The sequence below is a fragment of the Pseudoalteromonas sp. SG45-3 genome (genome assembly GCF_014164075.1).
Taxonomy (GTDB): domain Bacteria; phylum Pseudomonadota; class Gammaproteobacteria; order Enterobacterales; family Alteromonadaceae; genus Pseudoalteromonas; species Pseudoalteromonas distincta.
In genome coordinates this window covers 126,081-147,039 of record NZ_JACJEN010000009.1, presented here as the reverse complement: position 1 = coordinate 147,039, position 20,959 = coordinate 126,081, and the positions used below count along the sequence as shown (strand labels likewise).

General features: G+C 42.5%; 16 protein-coding genes and 1 tRNA gene. 3 read left to right on the top strand and 14 right to left on the bottom strand.

The window, feature by feature from the left end:
• The 14 genes from H5126_RS12485 to deoC all read right to left on the bottom strand — a co-directional run.
• The coding region (locus H5126_RS12485) for a GTP-binding protein (protein WP_033023824.1) at positions 1-125 on the bottom strand (125 nt) is incomplete at its 3' end.
• Between the two features lie 62 nt (positions 126-187).
• The gene (gene fusA / locus H5126_RS12480) at positions 188-2,302 is read right to left on the bottom strand and encodes an elongation factor G (protein ID WP_002958887.1); all 2,115 of its coding nucleotides are present in this window, start codon (positions 2,300-2,302) and stop codon (positions 188-190) included.
• Between the two features lie 27 nt (positions 2,303-2,329).
• Complete coding sequence (gene rpsG / locus H5126_RS12475) at positions 2,330-2,800, bottom strand: 30S ribosomal protein S7 (RefSeq protein WP_010555004.1); 471 nt, start codon at positions 2,798-2,800, stop codon at positions 2,330-2,332.
• A 97-nt stretch (positions 2,801-2,897) separates the two neighbouring features.
• Positions 2,898-3,272, bottom strand: coding sequence for a 30S ribosomal protein S12 (rpsL, locus tag H5126_RS12470; RefSeq protein ID WP_002958885.1), 375 nt, complete (start codon positions 3,270-3,272; stop codon positions 2,898-2,900).
• Between the two features lie 195 nt (positions 3,273-3,467).
• The gene (gene rpoC / locus H5126_RS12465) at positions 3,468-7,643 is read right to left on the bottom strand and encodes a DNA-directed RNA polymerase subunit beta' (RefSeq protein ID WP_002958884.1); all 4,176 of its coding nucleotides are present in this window, start codon (positions 7,641-7,643) and stop codon (positions 3,468-3,470) included.
• A 104-nt stretch (positions 7,644-7,747) separates the two neighbouring features.
• Positions 7,748-11,773 (bottom strand): DNA-directed RNA polymerase subunit beta, encoded by a 4,026-nt coding sequence (gene rpoB, locus H5126_RS12460; protein WP_024597281.1) that lies wholly within the window; start codon positions 11,771-11,773, stop codon positions 7,748-7,750.
• 271 nt (positions 11,774-12,044) lie between these two features.
• Positions 12,045-12,407, bottom strand: coding sequence for a 50S ribosomal protein L7/L12 (gene rplL / locus H5126_RS12455; protein ID WP_002958882.1), 363 nt, complete (start codon positions 12,405-12,407; stop codon positions 12,045-12,047).
• Between the two features lie 76 nt (positions 12,408-12,483).
• Entirely contained in the window at positions 12,484-12,978 is a 495-nt protein-coding gene (rplJ, locus tag H5126_RS12450) for a 50S ribosomal protein L10 (protein WP_002958881.1), read from the bottom strand.
• Positions 12,979-13,301: 323 nt separating this feature from the next.
• Positions 13,302-14,006 carry a 50S ribosomal protein L1 gene (gene rplA / locus H5126_RS12445; protein WP_002958880.1) on the bottom strand — a complete coding sequence of 235 codons (705 nt, stop codon included), beginning with the start codon at positions 14,004-14,006 and terminating at the stop codon, positions 13,302-13,304.
• Between the two features lie 3 nt (positions 14,007-14,009).
• Positions 14,010-14,438, bottom strand: coding sequence for a 50S ribosomal protein L11 (gene rplK, locus H5126_RS12440; protein ID WP_002958879.1), 429 nt, complete (start codon positions 14,436-14,438; stop codon positions 14,010-14,012).
• Between the two features lie 214 nt (positions 14,439-14,652).
• Positions 14,653-15,216 carry a transcription termination/antitermination protein NusG gene (nusG, locus tag H5126_RS12435; RefSeq protein ID WP_182720202.1) on the bottom strand — a complete coding sequence of 188 codons (564 nt, stop codon included), beginning with the start codon at positions 15,214-15,216 and terminating at the stop codon, positions 14,653-14,655.
• A 4-nt stretch (positions 15,217-15,220) separates the two neighbouring features.
• Positions 15,221-15,598, bottom strand: coding sequence for a preprotein translocase subunit SecE (gene secE / locus H5126_RS12430; protein ID WP_002958877.1), 378 nt, complete (start codon positions 15,596-15,598; stop codon positions 15,221-15,223).
• A gap of 132 nt (positions 15,599-15,730) precedes the next feature.
• Positions 15,731-15,807 (bottom strand) — tRNA-Trp (locus H5126_RS12425).
• Between the two features lie 148 nt (positions 15,808-15,955).
• Positions 15,956-16,699, bottom strand: coding sequence for a deoxyribose-phosphate aldolase (gene deoC, locus H5126_RS12420; RefSeq protein ID WP_154903753.1), 744 nt, complete (start codon positions 16,697-16,699; stop codon positions 15,956-15,958).
• A gap of 451 nt (positions 16,700-17,150) precedes the next feature.
• Between deoC and cysG the strand changes: the two genes are divergently transcribed.
• The 3 genes from cysG to cysN are packed head-to-tail and all read left to right on the top strand — an operon-like array spanning position 17,151 to position 20,951.
• Positions 17,151-18,578 (top strand): siroheme synthase CysG, encoded by a 1,428-nt coding sequence (gene cysG, locus H5126_RS12415; protein WP_182720201.1) that lies wholly within the window; start codon positions 17,151-17,153, stop codon positions 18,576-18,578.
• Positions 18,579-18,627: 49 nt separating this feature from the next.
• The gene (gene cysD, locus H5126_RS12410; protein WP_182720200.1) at positions 18,628-19,527 is read left to right on the top strand and encodes a sulfate adenylyltransferase subunit CysD; all 900 of its coding nucleotides are present in this window, start codon (positions 18,628-18,630) and stop codon (positions 19,525-19,527) included.
• Positions 19,527-20,951: a sulfate adenylyltransferase subunit CysN gene (cysN, locus tag H5126_RS12405; RefSeq protein ID WP_182720199.1), complete on the top strand. Its 1,425-nt coding sequence runs from the start codon at positions 19,527-19,529 to the stop codon at positions 20,949-20,951. Before cysD ends, cysN begins: the two co-directional genes overlap by 1 nt.
• The last annotated feature ends 8 nt before the right edge of the window (positions 20,952-20,959 follow it).

Here is a 20,959-nt window from a genome sequence, read left to right as displayed (position 1 = left end):
CCGCCGTATACTTTTGCAAGTACGTTAGTGATTGCTGCAGTTAGTGTAGTTTTACCGTGGTCAACGTGGCCGATTGTACCAACGTTTACGTGCGGTTTTACGCGTTCAAACTTTTCTTTTGCCATCTTAAAAAATTCCTAATAAAGAAATTAAAGCCTGACTCACTATTGAGCCAGACAAGCTAAAATTATATAACAGCGCGAGCTGAAATTATTGTATCTGCGACATTTTTAGAGGCTTCAGCGTACTTCACAAACTCCATAGAGTATGAGGCACGGCCCTGTGTTGCAGATCGTAAAGCAGTTGCATAACCAAACATTTCAGAAAGAGGAACTTGCGCATTAATTTGCTTAAGTCCACCTAATGCATCTTCCATGCCTTCGATTATGCCGCGGCGACGGTTTAAGTCGCCAACTACATCACCCATATTTGAATCAGGAGTGAGTACTTCAACCTTCATTACTGGCTCTAAAAGTACAGGGTTAGCTTCAAGCGCCCCGTTTTTCATTGCCAGTGAACCTGCTATTTTAAATGCCATTTCATTCGAATCTACATCATGGAATGAACCATCATATAAAGTCGCTTTAACGCCAAGTAATGGGTAGCCTGCCAGTACACCTTGAGACATTTGCTCTTGGATACCTTTGTCTACCGCAGGAACGAATTCTTTAGGAACTGAACCACCTACGGTTTCGTTAACGAACTCGTAAATTGGTGACTCATCATCCGTAATATCCATCGGTTCAAGTTTAATCCAAACGTGTCCATATTGGCCACGACCACCTGACTGACGTATAAACTTCCCTTCAACCTTAACAGTTGAACGAATAGCTTCTCGGTATGAGACCTGCGGCTTACCAACGTTACATTCAACACTGAATTCACGTTTCATACGGTCGACGATGATATCTAAGTGAAGTTCACCCATGCCAGAGATTATAACCTGGCCTGATTCTTCGTCAGTTTGTACGCGAAAAGAAGGATCTTCAGCAGCTAGTTTACCTAGTGCGATACCCATCTTATCTTGGTCAGCTATAGTGCGGGGCTCAACCGCAATAGAGATTACTGGTTCTGGGAATTCCATACGCTCAAGCGTAATAATAGAATTCGGATCACACAGTGTTTCACCTGTTGTTACGTCTTTAAGACCAATAGCTGCCGCGATGTCGCCTGCGAAAACTTCTTTGATCTCTTCACGAGAGTTTGAATGCATCTGTACGATACGGCCAAGTCGCTCACGCTTACTTTTTACTGGATTATATACCGTGTCACCCTGTTTAACAGTACCAGAGTAAACACGGAAAAAGGTCAAGGTTCCAACAAACGGGTCTGTTGCAATCTTAAATGCGAGTGCAGCAAACGGCGCTTTATCATTAGCTGGACGTTCTTCCTCAGTACCATTTTCTAAGATACCTTGGATTTGTTTCACTTGCTCTGGTGACGGCATATATTCAACAACGCCATCAAGCACAGCTTGAACGCCTTTGTTTTTAAATGCGCTACCACAAGTAACTGGAACAATCTCATTTGCTAATGTTCGTTGGCGTAAAGCATTTTTAATTTCTGCTTCACTTAACTCTTCACCTTCTAAGTATTTATCCATTAGTTCTTCTGTTGCTTCAGCAGCGCTTTCAACTAAATGAGCGCGCCATTCTTCAGCTAATTCCAGAAGTTCTGCCGGTATTGCCTCATAAGAGAAAGTCATACCCTGGTCCGCTTCGTTCCAGTTAATCACTTTCATTTTTATAAGGTCAATAACACCTTTAAAGTCGTCCTCAGCGCCTACAGGCAACTGAATTGGAACAGGCGTTGCTCCAAGACGAGATTTCACCTGGCTGACCACTGCTAAGAAGTCTGCGCCCGTGCGATCCATTTTATTTACGAAGATCATTCTCGGAACTTCATATTTGTTCGCTTGACGCCAAACTGTCTCAGTTTGCGGCTGTACACCAGATGAAGCACAAAGAACAACTACCGCACCATCTAGTACGCGTAAAGAACGCTCTACTTCGATAGTGAAATCTACGTGTCCTGGAGTATCAATAATATTGATACGATGGGCGTCAAATTGAGCATCCATCCCTTTCCAAAAACACGTTGTTGCAGCAGAAGTGATTGTGATACCACGCTCTTGTTCCTGCTCCATCCAATCCATAGTTGCAGCGCCATCATGTACTTCACCGATCTTATGAGAAAGACCTGTGTAGAACAGAACACGTTCTGTTGTGGTGGTTTTGCCTGCATCTACGTGAGCAACAATACCTATATTACGATAGCGCTCAAGTGGAGTTGTACGTGCCATATGATCCTCTTAAAGGTTAAAGACAGATTACCAACGGTAATGAGCGAATGCTTTATTCGCTTCAGCCATACGGTGAACGTCTTCACGTTTCTTAACCGCAGTGCCTTTATTATCAGAAGCGTCAACGATTTCTTGAGCTAAACGTAAGCCCATAGATTTTTCGCCACGCTTACGTGCAGCGTCTACTAACCAACGCATACCTAATGCGTTACGACGAACTGGACGTACTTCAACTGGTACTTGATAAGTTGAACCACCAACACGGCGAGATTTAACCTCTACCTGTGGACGGATGTTATCAAGTGCAGTTTCAAAGATTTCTAGGTGCGACTTGCCTGATTTCTCAGCAGCCACGTCTAGCGCACCATAAACAATTTTTTCAGCAGTAGATTTCTTGCCGTCTAACATCACGATGTTAACGAATTTAGCAAGAAGTTCCGATCCGAACTTAGGATCTGGAAGAATTTTACGTTGACCGATTACGCGTCTTCTAGGCATTTTGTATCTCCGGTTTATTCAGGTTTGCTCTTTCGAGTCAATCACCCAAAACAATAATTATAAATATTTAGTGCTTGGCCTTACTAACGGAATACAATTACCCTTTAGGGCGTTTTGCACCGTATTTAGAACGAGCTTGACGACGATCGCTAACGCCTGCACAGTCAAGTGCACCACGAACAGTGTGAAAACGCACACCTGGTAAATCTTTAACACGACCACCACGGATTAGGATTACACTATGCTCTTGAAGGTTATGACCTTCACCGCCAATGTATGAAGTTACTTCGAAACCGTTAGTTAAACGTACACGTGCTACTTTACGTAACGCCGAGTTTGGTTTCTTAGGTGTAGTTGTATATACGCGAGTACATACACCGCGCTTTTGCGGACACGCTTTTAGTGCAGCTGAGTTACTTTTCGTAACCTTGCTACGGCGTGGCTTACGCACTAGCTGGTTAATAGTTGCCATTTAAATAGCTCCTGAAATTAAAATTACTACTGAAAAAAATAAAAAAATCCGCCCTTTATTTACGAGCCTGCATTAAGCACACAAGTAAATGGGTGGCGGAATTTTAATGAGCAAAGTTTAACCTGTCAACCTAAACTAATCGTAAGACAGCATATAACTGCCTTACGATCACTTAATCTATTGATTAAGAACAGTTTATTGATTTCCAGACAAATCAGCATTTAGAGCGTCTGTAAGTGCTTGAGTCGCCTCTTCTGCACTTACTGTTTGCTCTTCTACTACTACTTTGCTTTGTTTACGGCGAGCCATACGTTCTTGATGATACGCAAAACCGGTACCGGCTGGGATCAAACGACCCACAATTACGTTTTCTTTAAGACCGCGAAGCTCATCGCTCTTACCATTCACTGCCGCATCTGTAAGAACACGTGTTGTCTCTTGGAAAGACGCTGCAGAGATGAAAGATTCTGTTGCTAGTGATGCTTTTGTGATACCCATTAACTGGATTTCAAACTTAGCTGGTATCTTACCTTGTTTTTCAAGGTCACGGTTTGCGATATTAACGCGCGCCACTTCGATTTGTTCACCGGCTAAGAAGTCAGTATCGCCGCCGTGCATAATGGTACATTTACGTAACATTTGACGGATAATTGTTTCAATGTGCTTGTCATTGATCTTAACGCCTTGCAAACGGTAAACCTCTTGCACTTCGTTAACGATATAGTTAGCAACATGAGTCACACCACGTAGGCGTAAGATGTCATGCGGTGATTCAGGACCATCGGCAATAACTTCACCTTTAGACACTTGCTCACCTTCAAACACGTTAAGTTGACGCCACTTAGGAATCATCTCTTCGTAATGATCACCTTCAGCTGGAGTAATAACTAAACGCTTCTTACCTTTAGTCTCTTTACCGAAGCTAATTGTACCAGTTACTTCAGCTAATATAGCTGGATCTTTTGGCTTACGAGCTTCAAATAAGTCGGCTACGCGTGGTAGACCACCCGTGATATCACGAGTTTTCGAACCTTCTTGCGGAATACGTGCTAACACGTCACCTGGGTTTGCTGTAACGCCGTCAATAACTTCAATCGTAGTGAATGAAGGAAGACGTGTTTCTTGCAGACCGCGCTCTTCACTTTCAATGATAAGCTTTGGTTCTTTCGTATTTACTTTAGCAAGATCTTTTACAACTACACGGGTTAAACCGGTTAGTTCATCAGTCTGTGCTTCAGTATTTGAATCATCGATATCGCTGAACGATACTTTTGACTTATGCTCAAGAACGATTGGGTGACTATGCGGGTCCCAAGTAGCGACGATGTCATTACCTTGAACTTCTGCATTGTCTTGCACTGTTAGTACCGCACCGTAAGGTACTTTATAACGCTCTTTCTCACGACCATGACTATCGATGATAGTAATTTCCGTAGAACGAGAGGTAATAACAATCTTACCGTCTGTGTTTAATACGTACTTAGAGTTATGAAGTTTTAATGTACCGTTAGTTTTAACTTGTACATTATTTTCTGCAGATGCTCTAGATGCCGCACCACCGATGTGGAAGGTACGCATTGTTAACTGTGTACCCGGCTCACCGATTGATTGAGCCGCGATAACACCCACTGATTCACCAGCGTTGATGATGTGACCACGTGCTAGGTCACGACCGTAACAGTTAGCACAAACACCAAAGTCATTATCACATGTGATAACAGAACGTACGCGAACTTCATCTACTGAGTGCTCTTCTAAAAGGTCACACAGTTTTTCGTCAAGCATAACATTACGTTCAACAAGTACAGTATTAGTACCTGGAATTACAATATCTTCAGCAACAACACGACCTAGAACACGTTCGCGAAGTGCTTCTACAACATCACCACCTTCAATAAGCGGTTTCATTGTTAAGCCATCTTCTGTGCCACAGTCATCTTCATTGATTACCAAATCTTGTGCAACGTCTACTAGACGACGCGTTAGGTAACCCGAGTTTGCTGTTTTAAGTGCTGTATCGGCAAGACCTTTACGCGCACCATGCGTTGAGATGAAGTACTGAAGTACGTTTAGACCTTCACGGAAGTTAGCTGTGATTGGCGTCTCGATGATTGAACCATCTGGACGTGCCATTAGACCACGCATACCCGCCAACTGACGAATCTGTGCAGCACTACCACGAGCACCTGAGTCGGCCATCATAAACACTGAGTTAAATGACGGTTGCTCTACTTCTTCACCTTTTGCATTGATAACTGTATCTTTTGACAAGTTAGCCATCATCTCACGTGATAAGTTTTCGTTTACACGTGACCAGATATCGATAACTTTATTGTACTTTTCACCAGCCGTTACAAGACCTGATTGGAATTGTTGGTTGATTTCAGTCACTTCAGCTTCAGCTGATTCAATTATCTGTGCTTTAATCGGTGGGATAACTAAGTCATCAATACCGATAGAAACACCTGACTTCATTGCATAATGGAAACCGGTGTACATAACTTGGTCAGCAAAGATAACTGTATCTTTAAGACCTAGACGACGGTAACACTCATTCAATAAGCCAGAAATCTGCTTTTTACCTAGCGGCTGGTTGATTGACGCAAACGGCATGCCTTTAGGTAAAATTAGAGACAGAATTGCACGACCAACAGTTGTATCGATAACAGTCACAGTGTCTTCTACTATGCCGTCTTCGTTTTTAACTGATTGGCTAATACGTACTTTCACGATTGCGTGAAGGTCTGCATTGCCGCTGCGGTATGCTTTTTCTGCTTCTTTTGGATCTTTAAATATCGCGCCTTCGCCTTTAGCGTTAATGCGGTCACGAGTCATGTAATAAAGACCCAATACAACATCCTGTGAAGGAACGATGATTGGCTCACCATTCGCAGGAGATAGAATGTTGTTTGTTGACATCATTAAGGCACGAGCTTCAAGCTGTGCTTCGATTGTTAACGGTACGTGTACCGCCATTTGGTCACCATCGAAATCGGCGTTGTAGGCCGCACATACTAATGGATGCAAATGAATCGCTTTACCTTCGATAAGCACAGGTTCAAACGCTTGGATACCCAAACGGTGAAGTGTTGGTGCACGGTTAAGTAATACTGGATGTTCACGAATTACTTCGTCAAGTACATCCCATACTTCCGGAACTTCACGTTCAACCATCTTCTTAGCTGCTTTGATTGTCGTAGCCATGCCGCGACGCTCTAATTTGCCATAGATGAATGGTTTGAATAACTCTAGTGCCATCTTCTTAGGAAGACCACATTGGTGAAGCTTAAGTGTAGGACCTACTGTGATTACAGAACGGCCTGAATAATCTACACGCTTACCAAGTAAGTTCTGACGGAAACGACCTTGCTTACCCTTGATCATATCAGCAAGAGATTTAAGAGGACGTTTGTTAGAACCTGTAATTGCACGACCACGACGACCGTTATCAAGTAGCGCATCTACCGCTTCTTGTAACATACGTTTTTCGTTGCGTACAATAATGTCTGGTGCTGCTAAATCTAGTAGACGCTTAAGACGGTTATTACGGTTAATAACACGACGGTAAAGGTCGTTTAGATCAGATGTCGCAAAACGACCACCGTCTAATGGTACTAATGGACGTAGATCAGGTGGCAATACTGGAAGTACTGTCATGATCATCCACTCAGGGTTATTACCTGATTGGTGGAACGATTCCATTAACTTAAGACGTTTAGTGATTTTTTTACGCTTAGTTTCAGAGTTAATTGTTGGTAACTCTTCACGCATCTCAGCAATTAATTGAGCAAGATCAAGTTCACGAAGCAAGTCTAAAACTGCTTCAGCACCCATCTTCGCTTCAAATTCATCACCGTGCTCTTCTAGTGAATCTAAGTATTCTTCTTCACCTAATAGTTGACCACGCTCAAGCGTTGTCATACCAGGCTCAGTTACTACGAATGATTCGAAGTAAAGAACACGTTCAATATCACGAAGCGTCATATCTAGCATTAAGCCAATACGTGACGGTAATGATTTTAAAAACCATATATGTGCAACTGGGCTCGCAAGGTCGATATGACCCATACGATCGCGTCGCACTTTAGTGAGTGTTACTTCAACGCCACACTTTTCACAGATCACACCACGGTGTTTAAGGCGTTTATATTTACCACATAAACACTCATAATCTTTCACTGGGCCGAAAATACGGGCACAGAATAAGCCGTCGCGCTCAGGCTTGAAAGTACGGTAGTTAATAGTCTCAGGTTTCTTTACTTCACCGTATGACCATGAACGAACCATGTCTGGTGAAGCAAGACCAATGCGAATTGCATCGAATTCTTCGGTCTTATTTTGTTGCTTCAGAAACTTAAGTAAGTCTTTCACCTTAGCTCTCCTGTCGGAGTTAATCTTGAGGACGGATAGTCTCGTCCCTACATTCTATTCAGCCATAACAGATGCTGCAGCGTTAACTGCAGCATCTAATTGGCTTAATTTTCTTCCAACTCGATGTTGATACCCAGTGAGCGGATTTCTTTCAACAATACGTTGAACGATTCTGGCATACCTGGTTCCATTTTATGGTTACCATCAACGATGTTTTTATACATCTTAGTACGACCGTTCACGTCATCCGATTTCACTGTTAGCATTTCTTGTAGAGTGTAAGCAGCACCGTAAGCTTCAAGTGCCCATACTTCCATCTCACCAAAACGCTGGCCACCGAACTGTGCTTTACCACCCAGCGGCTGCTGAGTAACAAGGCTGTAAGAACCAGTAGAACGTGCGTGCATCTTATCGTCAACCAAGTGGTTAAGTTTAAGCATATACATGTAACCAACAGTTACTTGACGTTCAAACTGATCGCCAGTACGGCCATCATAAAGTGTAACCTGACCACTTCGAGGATATCCACCAAGCTCAAGCATGTCTTTGATTTCGCTTTCTTTCGCGCCATCAAATGCAGGAGTAGCTATTGGTAAACCACCTTTTAAGTTTTCAGCTAGACGACGAATTTCGTCATCAGTGAAGCTAGCAATGTCTACAACTTGGCGAGATTCACCAATTTCGTAAGCTTGCTTGATGAATTCACGTAGCTCATGAAGCTCACGTTGTTCTTTCATCATCTCTTCAATACGTTCACCGATACCACGTGCAGCAAGACCCATATGTGTTTCAAGGATCTGACCGATGTTCATACGCGATGGTACACCTAGTGGATTCAATACGATATCTACCGTACGACCTTTGTCATCGTAAGGCATATCTTCTACTGGTACGATAGTCGAGATAACACCTTTGTTACCGTGACGACCCGCCATTTTATCACCCGGTTGGATACGACGTTTAACAGCTAGGTATACTTTAACAATCTTAAGTACGCCTGGTGCTAAATCATCACCTTGGGTAATTTTACGACGTTTGTTTTCAAACTTTTTATCGTATTCAGCTTTAAGCTCATCGTACTGTGCAGCTAGTTGCTCAAGCTCAGCTTGCTTGTCTTCTTCAGCAAGGCTTTGCGTAAGTACTTTTTCAGCATTAAGAGATGCAAGTTTTTCTTCATCAAAACCAGCAGCTATAAGTAGCTTGCGTGCACGGTCTAAAACGCCTGCTTCTAAAATACGGAACTCTTCGTTGAAGTCTTTCTTCGCTTCGCGAAGCTGCATATCTTCAACTTCTAACGCGCGTTTATCTTTTTCAACACCATCACGGGTGAAAACTTGCACGTCAATTACAGTACCAGTTACAGAGTTTGGTACACGTAAAGAGCTGTCTTTAACGTCAGACGCTTTTTCGCCGAAGATAGCACGTAGTAGCTTCTCTTCAGGTGTAAGCTGTGTCTCGCCTTTAGGAGTCACTTTACCTACTAGGATATCGCCGCCTTTAACTTCAGCACCAATATATACAACGCCTGATTCATCAAGCTTGCCTAGCGCAGACTCACCCACATTCGGGATATCTGCAGTGATCTCTTCAGGACCTAATTTAGTATCACGGGCAACACACTGTAGTTCTTGAATATGGATAGTCGTTAGACGATCTTCTTCAACTACGCGCTCTGATAACAAGATTGAATCTTCGAAGTTGTAACCGTTCCATGGCATGAATGCCACGCGAAGGTTTTGACCAAGGGCTAAGTCACCTAAGTCAGTCGAAGGACCATCTGCTAACACGTCACCACGAGTAACCGGTTCGCCAACCATACAAGTTGGTTTTTGGTTAATACATGTATTTTGGTTAGAACGTGTGTATTTGGTTAAGTTGTAGATGTCGATGCCCGCTTCACCAGGGATGCGTTCTTCTTCATGTACATTTACAACGATGCGACTTGCGTCAGCATACATTACTTCACCACCACGTTTAGCAACGATAGTTACACCAGAGTCTTTCGCTAGTGTTAACTCAATACCAGTACCTACTAACGGTTTATCCGCTTTCAATGTTGGTACTGCTTGACGTTGCATGTTTGAACCCATCAATGCACGGTTAGCATCATCGTGTTCTAGGAACGGGATAAGTGCTGCCGCTACAGAGATCACCTGTTGTGGTGATACATCCATATACTGCTGGTCCATGCGACCCATAAAGGTAGATTCACCTTTGTGACGACATGGAATAAGTTCATCAACAAACTCATTGGTTTCAGTTAAGTTTGAGTTCGCCTGTGCGATAACAAACTGACCTTCTTCAATGGCTGATAAGTAATCAACTTCATCAGTTACAACACCATCTACCACTTTGCGGTAAGGTGTTTCTAAGAAACCGTAGTCATTTGTACGTGCGTACGTAGACAACGAGTTAATTAGACCGATGTTTGGACCCTCAGGAGTCTCGATTGGACATACGCGACCATAGTGAGTTACGTGAACGTCACGTACTTCAAAGCCTGCGCGTTCACGAGTTAGACCGCCCGGACCTAATGCAGAGATACGACGTTTATGCGTAACTTCTGATAGTGGGTTATTTTGGTCCATAAACTGTGATAACTGAGACGAGCCGAAGAACTCTTTAACCGCTGCCGAAATAGGCTTAGCGTTAATAAGATCTTGTGGCATTATCGCGTCAAGGTCACCTAAGCTTAAACGCTCACGTACAGCACGTTCAACACGTACTAGACCAACACGGAATTGGTTCTCAGCCATTTCGCCAACACTACGTATACGACGGTTGCCTAAGTGATCGATATCATCAACATCGCCTTGACCGTTACGAATAGCAATTAATACTTTCATAACAGACACGATGTCTTCTTTGCTTAATGTGCCTGGGCCTGTGTCTGTATCGTAACCAACACGGCTATTGAACTTCATACGACCTACAGTAGATAAGTCATAACGCTCTTCAGAGAAGAACAAGTTCTGGAATAAGGCTTCAGCCGCGTCTTTCGTCGGTGGCTCGCCTGGGCGCATCATGCGGTAAATTTCTACTAGTGCTTCTAAACGGCTGCTTGAAGAGTCAATGTTCAATGTATTTGACATGTAAGCACCGCTGTCCACTTCATTGATATATAACGTATCAATTTTAGTGTGACCGGCTTTAACCAATTCAGCCATTAGCTCTAGAGTTAGCTCGTCATTTGCATTTGCAATAACTTCACCAGTTGACTCATCAACATAGTTTTTAGCTACAATACGGCCAATGATGTACTCATGTGGTACTTCTAATTGCTTAATGCCTTTCTTCTCGATGCTCTTGATGTGGCGAGCCGTAACACGACGACCGCTTTCAACAAATACTTCACCGTCTTCGCTCTTGATATCAAAAGCGGCAGTTTCACCACGTAAACGCGAAGGTACAAGTTCCATAAGAACTTTACCATTCGTTACTTCAAACGTAGTGTTATCGAAGAACATATCTAGGATTTCTTCGCTAGAATACTCTAGTGCACGTAGGATGATAGACGCCGGTAATTTACGACGGCGGTCAATACGTACATATAAGTTATCTTTTGCATCAAATTCGAAGTCTAACCATGAACCACGGTAAGGTATAACGCGTGCGTTATATAATACTTTACCCGATGAATGGGTTTTACCGCGGTCGTTATCAAAGAATACACCAGGGCTACGGTGTAGCTGAGAAACGATAACACGCTCTGTACCATTGATTACAAAAGTACCGGTATCTGTCATGAGCGGAATTTCGCCCATGTAAACTTCTTGCTCTTTAATGTCTTTAACTGTGCCTGGTGCTTCTTTGTCCATAACAACAAGACGCAGTTTCACGCGAAGTGGAGCAGAATAAGTCACACCGCGAATTTGACATTCTTTTACATCGAAAACTGGCTCACCAATACGGTAACTTACGTATTGAAGCTCAGAATTTCCCGAGTAGCTTTTAATAGGGAACACAGAACGGAAGGCAGCTTCCAAACCATGATCGCCATCAGCGTCCGGCACTAAGAATTTTTTAAACGATTCTAACTGTGTAGACAGTAAAAAAGGTATATCCAAAACTTGTGGACGTTTACCAAAATCCTTACGGATACGTTTCTTTTCAGAATAAGAGTAAGCCATGGGGTTCCTCAGCTTGCTGATCTTTGACCCGACCTGTTCTTGTAAGAACAGACTTAACTGGCAGCTATGCCAAGATTTTACAACATTTAACTGTTGTTCTAATTAGATCCCACTTTAACACTAGCAAACTATAAAGCGTTGAAAGTAAAGAAAAAATCAGATTTTATTTGAACTAAAAGAGTGCATCACTCTATAGCGCAAAAAGGCCGGTGATTAAATAATCACCAGCCCTTGCCTGATTTCTCAGGCAGCGAACTTAGCAAAAGCTAAATTACTTAACCTCAACTTCAGCACCAGCTTCAGTAAGATCTTTTGCAAGTGCTTCAGCTTCTTCTTTAGATACACCTTCTTTAACAGGTGTAGGAGCAGCTTCAACAAGAGCTTTCGCTTCTTTAAGGCCTAGGCCAGTTGCGCTACGAACAGCTTTGATTGCAGAAACCTTGTTAGCGCCAGCGCCAGTAAGGATTACGTCAAATTCTGTTTTCTCTTCAGCAGCTTCAGCAGCTGGACCAGCTACCATTGCAGCTGCAGCAGTTACGCCGAATTTTTCTTCCATTGCTTCGATAAGAGCAACAACGTCCATTACTGACATTTCAGCAATTGCGTCAAGGATTTGGTCTTTAGATACAGACATTACAAATTTCCTAATAATTAACGGACATTAAGTCCAAATAAATTTTACACCGAAAGTGAGATTAAACAGCTTAAAATTAAGCAGCTTGCTCTTCTTTCTGTACACGTACTGCTTCAATTGTTTTACACAATTTGCCAGCAGACGCTTCTTTCATAGCACTCATTAAGCGTGCAACAGCTTCATCGTATGTAGGTAATGTAGCAAGCATTGCTGCATCAACAACATTTCCTTCAAAAGCGGCCGTTTTAAGCTCGAATTTCTCATTCTTTTTCGCGAAATCTGAAAAGATACGCGCAGCAGCACCTGGGTGCTCTGATGAGAAAGCGATTAAGCTTGGACCAACAAATGAATCAGAAAGACACTCAAAATCTGTTCCTTCAAGAGCACGTTTTGCTAAAGTGTTACGGACAACTTTCATCCAAACACCATTTGCACGAGCTTCTTTACGAAGGGCAGTGATTGCGCCAACTGTTACACCACGAGAATCTGCAACAACTGCAGATAGAGCACCATTGGCTGCTTCGTTGACTTCAGCAACTATTGCTTTTTTGCCTTGAAGATTTAAAGCCATGGGTGTTACTCCTGGTTTAATGGGGGTACCGATTATCGGATTCCCCTGTTCTACTCTTCCCTACCAAACAAGGTAGAGATGCTTTTTACGGCGAGAGCCAGAAGGATTAGGAAAAATCTATCTGGGGTCTACACCGTCTACGTAGGTGAATATTAAGGCCGAAGCCACCTACGGTCTTGGACGGAAGCCCAATTTATCGTTAACCCCAAAGGCTTAACGAAATTATGGACTTCAACCCGAATTCTTTACTTTGCAAATTAATAAATTAATCAACAAAATGGCGCGAAATTATAGTACAAATTTCACGCCATGTAAACACTCAATTAAGCAACAATAGTGCTTAAAGTGTTTTGGTCAACAGAAACACCTGCGCCCATTGTTGTAGAGATAGTTACTTTCTTCAAGTAAACACCTTTAGCTTGAGAAGGTTTAGCCTTCTTAAGCGCAACAATTAGAGCTTCAAGGTTTTGTTGTAACTGCTCTGCAGTGAAATCAACCTTACCAATAGTAGTATGGATGATGCCATTTTTGTCATTACGGTAACGTACTTGACCTGCTTTAGCATTTTTAACTGCTTCTGCAACGTTAGGCGTTACAGTACCAGTTTTAGGGTTTGGCATTAGACCACGTGGGCCTAAGATTTGACCTAGTTGACCAACAACACGCATAGCGTCTGGTGATGCAACAACAACGTCAAAGTTCATCTCGCCTTTTTTAACTAGTTCAGCAAGATCTTCCATACCTACTAATTCAGCACCGGCTTCTTTTGCAGCTTCTGCATTAGCGCCTTGTGTGAATACAGCAACACGAACGTCACGACCAGTACCGTTAGGTAGTACAGTAGCACCACGAACGTTTTGATCAGATTTACGAGCATCGATACCAAGGTTAACGGCAACGTCAACACTTTCTACGAATTTAGCTGTCGCTAACTCTTTTAAAAGAGCAACTGCTTCATTGATTTCGTAATCTTTAGTTACTTCCACTTTTTCGCGGATAGTACGCATACGTTTAGTTAATTTAGCCATTTCTTAGTCCTCTACGTTCAAGCCCATCGCACGCGCAGAACCTGCGATAGTGCGAACCGCTGCGTCCATATCGGCAGCTGTAAGGTCAGTTCGTTTTGTCTCAACAATTTCTTCAAGTTGAGCACGAGTTACTGTGCCTACTTTATCAGTGTTAGGACGGCCTGAGCCTGACTTGATACCAGCAGCTTTCTTAAGTAAGTAAGCAGCAGGTGGCGTTTTCATGTCGAACGTAAATGAACGGTCACCGTAAACAGAGATCACTACAGGAACTGGAGCGCCTTTTTCGATAGACTCTGTACGTGCGTTAAACGCTTTACAGAATTCCATGATGTTTACACCGTGTTGACCTAGTGCAGGACCTACTGGAGGACTAGGATTAGCCATACCAGCGGCAACTTGTAGCTTGATTAGAGCTTCAACTTTTTTAGCCATTATAAATACCTCATTTGGTGGGTCTCAGCCTTGTGCGCGCGAGGACGCGTACTCTAACGGCTTCCCAGTTTAAAAATTGGTTTCGTACTTTTTGCACAGTAAAAAATAAATTTTACCTTAATACAAAAAGGCCGCTGATTATAAGTTAATCAGCGGCCTTTTTCAAGCTTCATGCCAAAATTTAAATAAAAATTAGCGAAGCTTTTTTAATCAATTACTTATCTTGCTCAACTTGACCGAATTCAAGCTCAACTGGCGTAGAACGACCAAAAATAAGTACAGATACTTTCACGCGGCTCTTTTCGTAGTCAACTTCTTCAACTACACCACTGAAATCTGCAAATGGACCATCTGTAACGCGTACAACTTCACCTGGTTCAAATAATGTAGCAGGTTTAGGTGCTTCAGCATTTTCTTGTAGGCGATTAAGAATGCGCTCAGCTTCTTTAGGGCTGATAGGAGCAGGACGATCAGACGTACCACCAATAAAGCCCATAACGCGCTCTGTGCCGTTCACTAAGTGCCAGCTTGCGTCATTCATATCCATTTGTACTAATACATAACCTGGGAAGAATTTACGCTCAGATTTACGCTTTTGGCCAGCGCGCATCTCAACAACTTCTTCAGTTGGTACTAATATCTCACCAAAGCTCGATTCTAGACCTTCGATTTTAATATGTTCAATTAACGTTTGAGCTACACGCTTTTCGTAACCAGAAAAGGCCTGTACTACATACCAACGTAACTTAATTTCTTTGTTCTCGTTCTCATCCGACATGGGATCAGATCTCCAATCCAGTTAAAAAGCCTACAGCGCGGAATAAAATGCCATCTAATCCCCAAAGGATAAGTGCCATAATCACTGTTGCAACCATTACAATTAATGTCGTGTGGGTAGTTTCTTGGCGCGTTGGCCAAATAACTTTGCGTACTTCAATTCGAGCTTCTTTAGCGAAAGCAAGAAAGTTACGTCCCTTAAATGTTTGCGAGGCAATTGCTAATCCGGCCGCTATTGCAACAACAACGCCAATAGCACGTAGTAATACAGATTGATCTGCATACATGTGATTACCAACAACTGCGCCTGCAAGTAGCGCGATTGCTACTAACCACTTTACTGACTCCATCGCACTTGATGGTGTTTCTACATTCGTGCTCATAATATTATTACCTTAACTACAGACACAACAACCCTACACTACGGCAGGGTTAATCCATTAAAATCTAAACTTAAAAACAGACTTAATTTAAACCGGTTTTTAATCTCAGACTACTCAAATAACAAGTAAAACTGGCAGGGGCGGAGAGATTCGAACTCCCAACCATCGGTTTTGGAGACCGCTGTTCTACCAATTGGAACTACGCCCCTGCAAAGTGGATGCCTATTATACTTACGCAGTTCATTAACACAAGCCTAAAAGATACCCACATTGGAAAATCTAATTAATTAATTACATTATTGTTTAAACTGCTAATAATTTAATCGGTTAGATAAACCTACAATCCAAAGATATTGATTATTTCCCTATGGTTTTATAAACGTCACTTAACAAGCTTGAAGCGCCAAACCTAAATGTATTTGCTTGCAAATAATCATCACCCATTATTGCGCGTGCTAGCGCTAAATAATCACTAGCATCGGCCACTGTTTTAACACCGCCGGCCGCTTTAAAGCCCACACGTTTATTTGAGTTTTTAATGGCTGTTAGCATAGTTTTTGTTGATTCAAGCGTGGCATTTACAGCTACTTTACCCGTACTGGTTTTTACAAAATCAGCACCGCCTTCAATTGCAAGCTCCGTGGCTTGAGTAATAAGCGCGTCGGTTTTTAGCTCGCCGCTTTCTATTATTACTTTAAGTTGCGCGCGCGACCCACATGCTTTTTTACTTTCGCTTACATAGTTAACTACAGTTTGAGCATCGCCCGCGATTAACTTTTTATAAGGAATAACCAAATCAATTTCGTCAGCGCCGCGCTCTATTGCAATAAGTGTTTCGTTAATTACATCACTCAGTGGTGCATCACCTGTTGGAAAGTTAGTAACTGTTGCGACTTTAACATGGTTAAGCTCACGCGCTGCGAGTGCTATTTTTGCATCATCAACAAAGTCGCTATAAACACATACAGCGGCAGGCGTGCCTAAGGTAGGATTTATGCTATCAACAAGTGCTTGAATGCTTTTGGTGGTATCGCTGGTGTTTAAGCTTGTTAAATCCATCAGTGCGACTGCTAATGCGGCATCTTTTTGGTGTTGTGTCATTAGAGCTCCGTTGCTTATGTAATACCAATTTTATTAAAAACATGATCATTTTAGCGTATTAAATAACGCACTAACTACGTTAAAAACTATTTATTTAGAACAACTATGTATCATAATTTTAGCCTTGTTATTGAGCTATTTTCTCGTCGCTATAAATAGATCACTAATTTAATGCAAATGGTATAAGTACAAAATTTGATATGCCTCCATATTAACAAATTAAACCAAACTCGCTATAGCTCATAACCAAACACTATAAGCTGGTTATTTTACTTGTAACTCGGCGCAATCCCTTGTTAACTAGCTCTTAGGCCTAAAAAGCCCACCTATTATAACTTTTGGTTATATCAACTTGGTTTTAATTATTTTTTACTTATTGATAGCCGCTATATTCTGCTCATCAAAATAAAGCGTTTTCTTATATTTGAATTTGTTTAGGGGTCTTATTAACGTGCAGTATTTACCTATCTTTACCAAACTCGACAACAAACCAGTATTGGTTGTTGGCGGTGGAGAGGTCGCATTACGCAAATGTCGCGCGTTTTTAAAAGCGAGAGCAAGCGTTACTTTAGTAGCACCTTGGTTTTGCGACGAACTAAAAGAGCATGCACATAATAATGAAGTAACGCTTATTGATGCTTATTTTGATGAATCGCACCTTGATGGCAAAATGCTCGTTATTGCAGCAACCGACCGCGATGAAGTAAACAACAACGTATTTGAACTTGCCAATGCCCGCAATGTGTTTGTAAACGTGGTTGATGACCAACCTAAATGTACGTTTATATTCCCATCCATTGTTGACCGTGACCCAATTACGATTGCTATATCAAGTGCTGGCACAGCGCCCGTACTTGCACGTCGCTTACGCGAAAAGCTCGAAACACTTATTCCACATCATATTGGCCCACTTGCAACACTTGTCGGTGGCTTTAGAGACAAAGTAAAAAAACGCTTTAAGCATTTTTCAGACCGCCGCCAATTTTGGGAAGGCGTGTTCGACTCATCTGTTGTGAGTAAAGTACAAACCGGCGATACCCAAGCCGCACAGCAGCAACTAGAGCAAATGCTAGATGCAAAAGCAGAACCTGAAGGCGAAGTATACATAGTAGGTGCAGGTCCTGGCGATCCAGAGCTTTTAACACTTAAAGCACTGCAACTTATGCAACAAGCCGATGTGGTTGTTTACGACTTTTTAGTCTCTGACGAAATTATGGAACTAGTGCGCCGTGATGCTGACCTTATTTGTGTAGGTAAACGCTTAGGCGATCATAGTGTTGTTCAAGAAGATACCAACCAAATGCTGGTCGACCTTGCTAAACAAGGCAAAAAAGTGTGCCGCATTAAAGGTGGTGACCCGTTTATCTATGGCCGTGGTGGCGAAGAAGTACAAGTACTGGCTGCTAACAACGTAAATTATCAAATTGTACCGGGTATTACAGCTGCTGCAGGTTGTAGTGCTTATGCGGGTATTCCGCTTACGCATCGTGACCATGCACAAGCCATTCAATTTGTAACGGGCCACTGTAAAAAAGACGGTCAAGAACTTGATTGGCAATCGCTGGCAAAAGCAAATCAAACGCTTGCTATTTACATGGGCGTAATTAAATCGCCGCACATACAAAGCGAGCTTTTAAAGCATGGCCGCAAAGCCGACACACCTGTTGCCATTATCGAAAACGGTACACGTAAAAATCAGCGTGTAGTAACAGGCCAATTAGGCGAACTTGCCGACTTAATTGAACGCAACAGCATTATATCGCCTGCACTACTCATTATTGGCGAAGTAGCCGCCCTGCACTCGCAACTAGCGTGGTTTGGGAAAAACGAGCAAACAAGCAGCTTTGCACAGCCGCTAACAGATGTATCAAATACATAACCGAATTTTAAATTTGTAACTTTTAATCATTTTAGTAGGACGACTAACAATGGCTTTAACTCACCTTCAGCAACTTGAAGCTGAAAGTATCAAAATCATGCGCGAAGTCGCCGCTGAGTTTGAGAACCCAGTAATGCTTTACTCTATTGGTAAAGATTCGTCGGTACTTTTGCACTTAGCGCGTAAAGCATTTTACCCTGCAAAAATTCCGTTTCCGTTATTACACGTAGACACCAACTGGAAGTTTCGTGAAATGATCGAGTTTCGCGACCGTATAGCTAAAGAATATGGCTTTGATCTACTGGTACACAAAAATCCAGAAGGCATTGAAATGGGTGTAGGCCCGTTTACGCATGGCTCGGGTAAACATACCGACATAATGAAAACCCAAGGCTTAAAACAAGCGCTAGATAAATATGGCTTTGATGCTGCATTTGGTGGCGCACGCCGCGACGAAGAAAAGTCACGCGCAAAAGAGCGTGTTTATTCATTCCGCGACAAACACCACCGTTGGGACCCTAAAAACCAACGCCCAGAGCTTTGGAATACCTACAACAGCCAAGTTAATCCGGGTGAGAGCATTCGTGTTTTCCCATTATCTAACTGGACTGAGCTTGATATTTGGCAATACATTTACCAAGAAAACATCGAAATGGTGCCATTGTACCTAGCCAAAGATCGCCCAGTAGTTGAGCGCGACGGTACTTTAATTATGGTTGACGATGAGCGTATGCCTCTTAATGACGGTGAAGTACCGCAAATGAAATCTGTACGTTTTCGTACATTAGGCTGCTACCCACTTACCGGTGCAGTTGAATCAACAGCAAGTACTTTAACCGAAATCATCGAAGAAATGCTGCTATCTACGTCATCTGAACGTGAAGGTCGTGTTATTGACCATGACTCAGCCGGCTCAATGGAGAAGAAAAAACGTGAGGGGTATTTTTAATGTCTAGCCTAAATAACGATACATTTAACGAAGTAAAAGAAATAGGCATAGACGCCTACCTAGCACGCCAACAAGACAAAAGCTTATTACGCATGCTTACTTGTGGCAGCGTAGATGACGGTAAATCAACATTGATTGGCCGCCTACTGCACGACAGCCACCAAATTTATGAAGATCAGCTAGCAGCCCTTCATAAAGATAACGAAAAAGTAGGTAACGCAGGTGAAGATCTTGACCTTGCTTTATTAGTTGATGGCCTACAAGCTGAGCGTGAACAAGGCATTACCATTGACGTAGCGTACCGTTACTTTTCAACGGCTAAGCGTAAATTTATTATTGCCGACACACCTGGGCACGAGCAATACACGCGCAACATGGTAACCGGTGCATCAACAAGCGATGTCGCCATTATTTTGGTTGATGCGCGTTACGGCGTACAAGTACAAACTAAGCGCCATAGCTTTATTTGTGACTCGCTGGGCATTAAGCAGTTTGTTGTTGCCGTTAATAAAATGGATATCGTTGATTTTGACGAAACCGTGTATGAAAAAATTAAGGCCGATTACCTTAAATTTGCTGAGCAACTTAACGTATCAAACATTAAGTTTGTGCCTATGTCGGCGCTTAAAGGCGACAACGTAGTAACACGCTCTGCACATACACCGTATTACACCGACAAGCCGCTACTAGAGTTACTAGAAGATTCGCCAGCAGCCGAAATAGATACAGGCTTTGAAGCGCGCCTACCGGTGCAATATGTCGTGCGTCCTAACTTAAACTTCCGTGGTTTTCAGGGCACACTGACATCGGGCAAGATGCACGTAGGCGATGCTATAAAAGTATTACCGTCGGGTAAAACATCAAGCATTAAAGAAATTGTTACCTTTGATGGCAACCTAGACAGCGCCGAAGCAGGCCAAGCAATTACCGTTACCCTAAATAACGAAATTGATATTAGCCGAGGGGATGTAATCGTACCTGCAAATTCAACGGCCGCTGTAACTAACCAGTTGCAAGCTAAAATTGTGTGGATGCATGAATCGCCATTAGTGTTAGGTAAAAGCTATAACCTAAAACTAGGTAGCAAAAACACCTCAGCTATTGTTAAAAAGATTGACTACACAATTGATGTAAACACGCTTGAGCACGGCACTAGCGACTCACTGCAGTTAAACGAAATTGCGATTGTAACGCTTGAACTAACCGAAACTATTTTGGCAGACGAGTACCACAGCAATCACGAAACAGGCTCGTTTATCCTAATCGATCGCTTATCAAACCTAACTGTTGCTGCCGGTATGATTGAGCAAGTACTGCAAAGCCAAACAAAGCAAAGTAACTTTAGCGAATTTGAAGTTGAATTTAACAGCTTAGTACGCAAGCACTTCCCGCATTGGCAAGCGCTTGATATTTCTAAGTTATAAGTTAACTT

What these genes read in the sequence shown, in the direction of transcription:
- cysN (WP_182720199.1), top strand. Translation starts at nt 19,527, where the DNA reads ATGTCTAGCCTAAATAACGATACATTTAACGAAGTAAAAGAAATAGGC.
- rpoB (WP_024597281.1), bottom strand. Translation starts at nt 11,773, where the DNA reads ATGGCTTACTCTTATTCTGAAAAGAAACGTATCCGTAAGGATTTTGGT.
- rpsG (WP_010555004.1), bottom strand. Translation starts at nt 2,800, where the DNA reads ATGCCTAGAAGACGCGTAATCGGTCAACGTAAAATTCTTCCAGATCCT.
- rplJ (WP_002958881.1), bottom strand. Translation starts at nt 12,978, where the DNA reads ATGGCTTTAAATCTTCAAGGCAAAAAAGCAATAGTTGCTGAAGTCAAC.
- rplK (WP_002958879.1), bottom strand. Translation starts at nt 14,438, where the DNA reads ATGGCTAAAAAAGTTGAAGCTCTAATCAAGCTACAAGTTGCCGCTGGT.
- fusA (WP_002958887.1), bottom strand. Translation starts at nt 2,302, where the DNA reads ATGGCACGTACAACTCCACTTGAGCGCTATCGTAATATAGGTATTGTT.
- deoC (WP_154903753.1), bottom strand. Translation starts at nt 16,699, where the DNA reads ATGACACAACACCAAAAAGATGCCGCATTAGCAGTCGCACTGATGGAT.
- rplL (WP_002958882.1), bottom strand. Translation starts at nt 12,407, where the DNA reads ATGTCTGTATCTAAAGACCAAATCCTTGACGCAATTGCTGAAATGTCA.
- nusG (WP_182720202.1), bottom strand. Translation starts at nt 15,216, where the DNA reads ATGTCGGATGAGAACGAGAACAAAGAAATTAAGTTACGTTGGTATGTA.
- rpsL (WP_002958885.1), bottom strand. Translation starts at nt 3,272, where the DNA reads ATGGCAACTATTAACCAGCTAGTGCGTAAGCCACGCCGTAGCAAGGTT.
- cysD (WP_182720200.1), top strand. Translation starts at nt 18,628, where the DNA reads ATGGCTTTAACTCACCTTCAGCAACTTGAAGCTGAAAGTATCAAAATC.
- rplA (WP_002958880.1), bottom strand. Translation starts at nt 14,006, where the DNA reads ATGGCTAAATTAACTAAACGTATGCGTACTATCCGCGAAAAAGTGGAA.
- secE (WP_002958877.1), bottom strand. Translation starts at nt 15,598, where the DNA reads ATGAGCACGAATGTAGAAACACCATCAAGTGCGATGGAGTCAGTAAAG.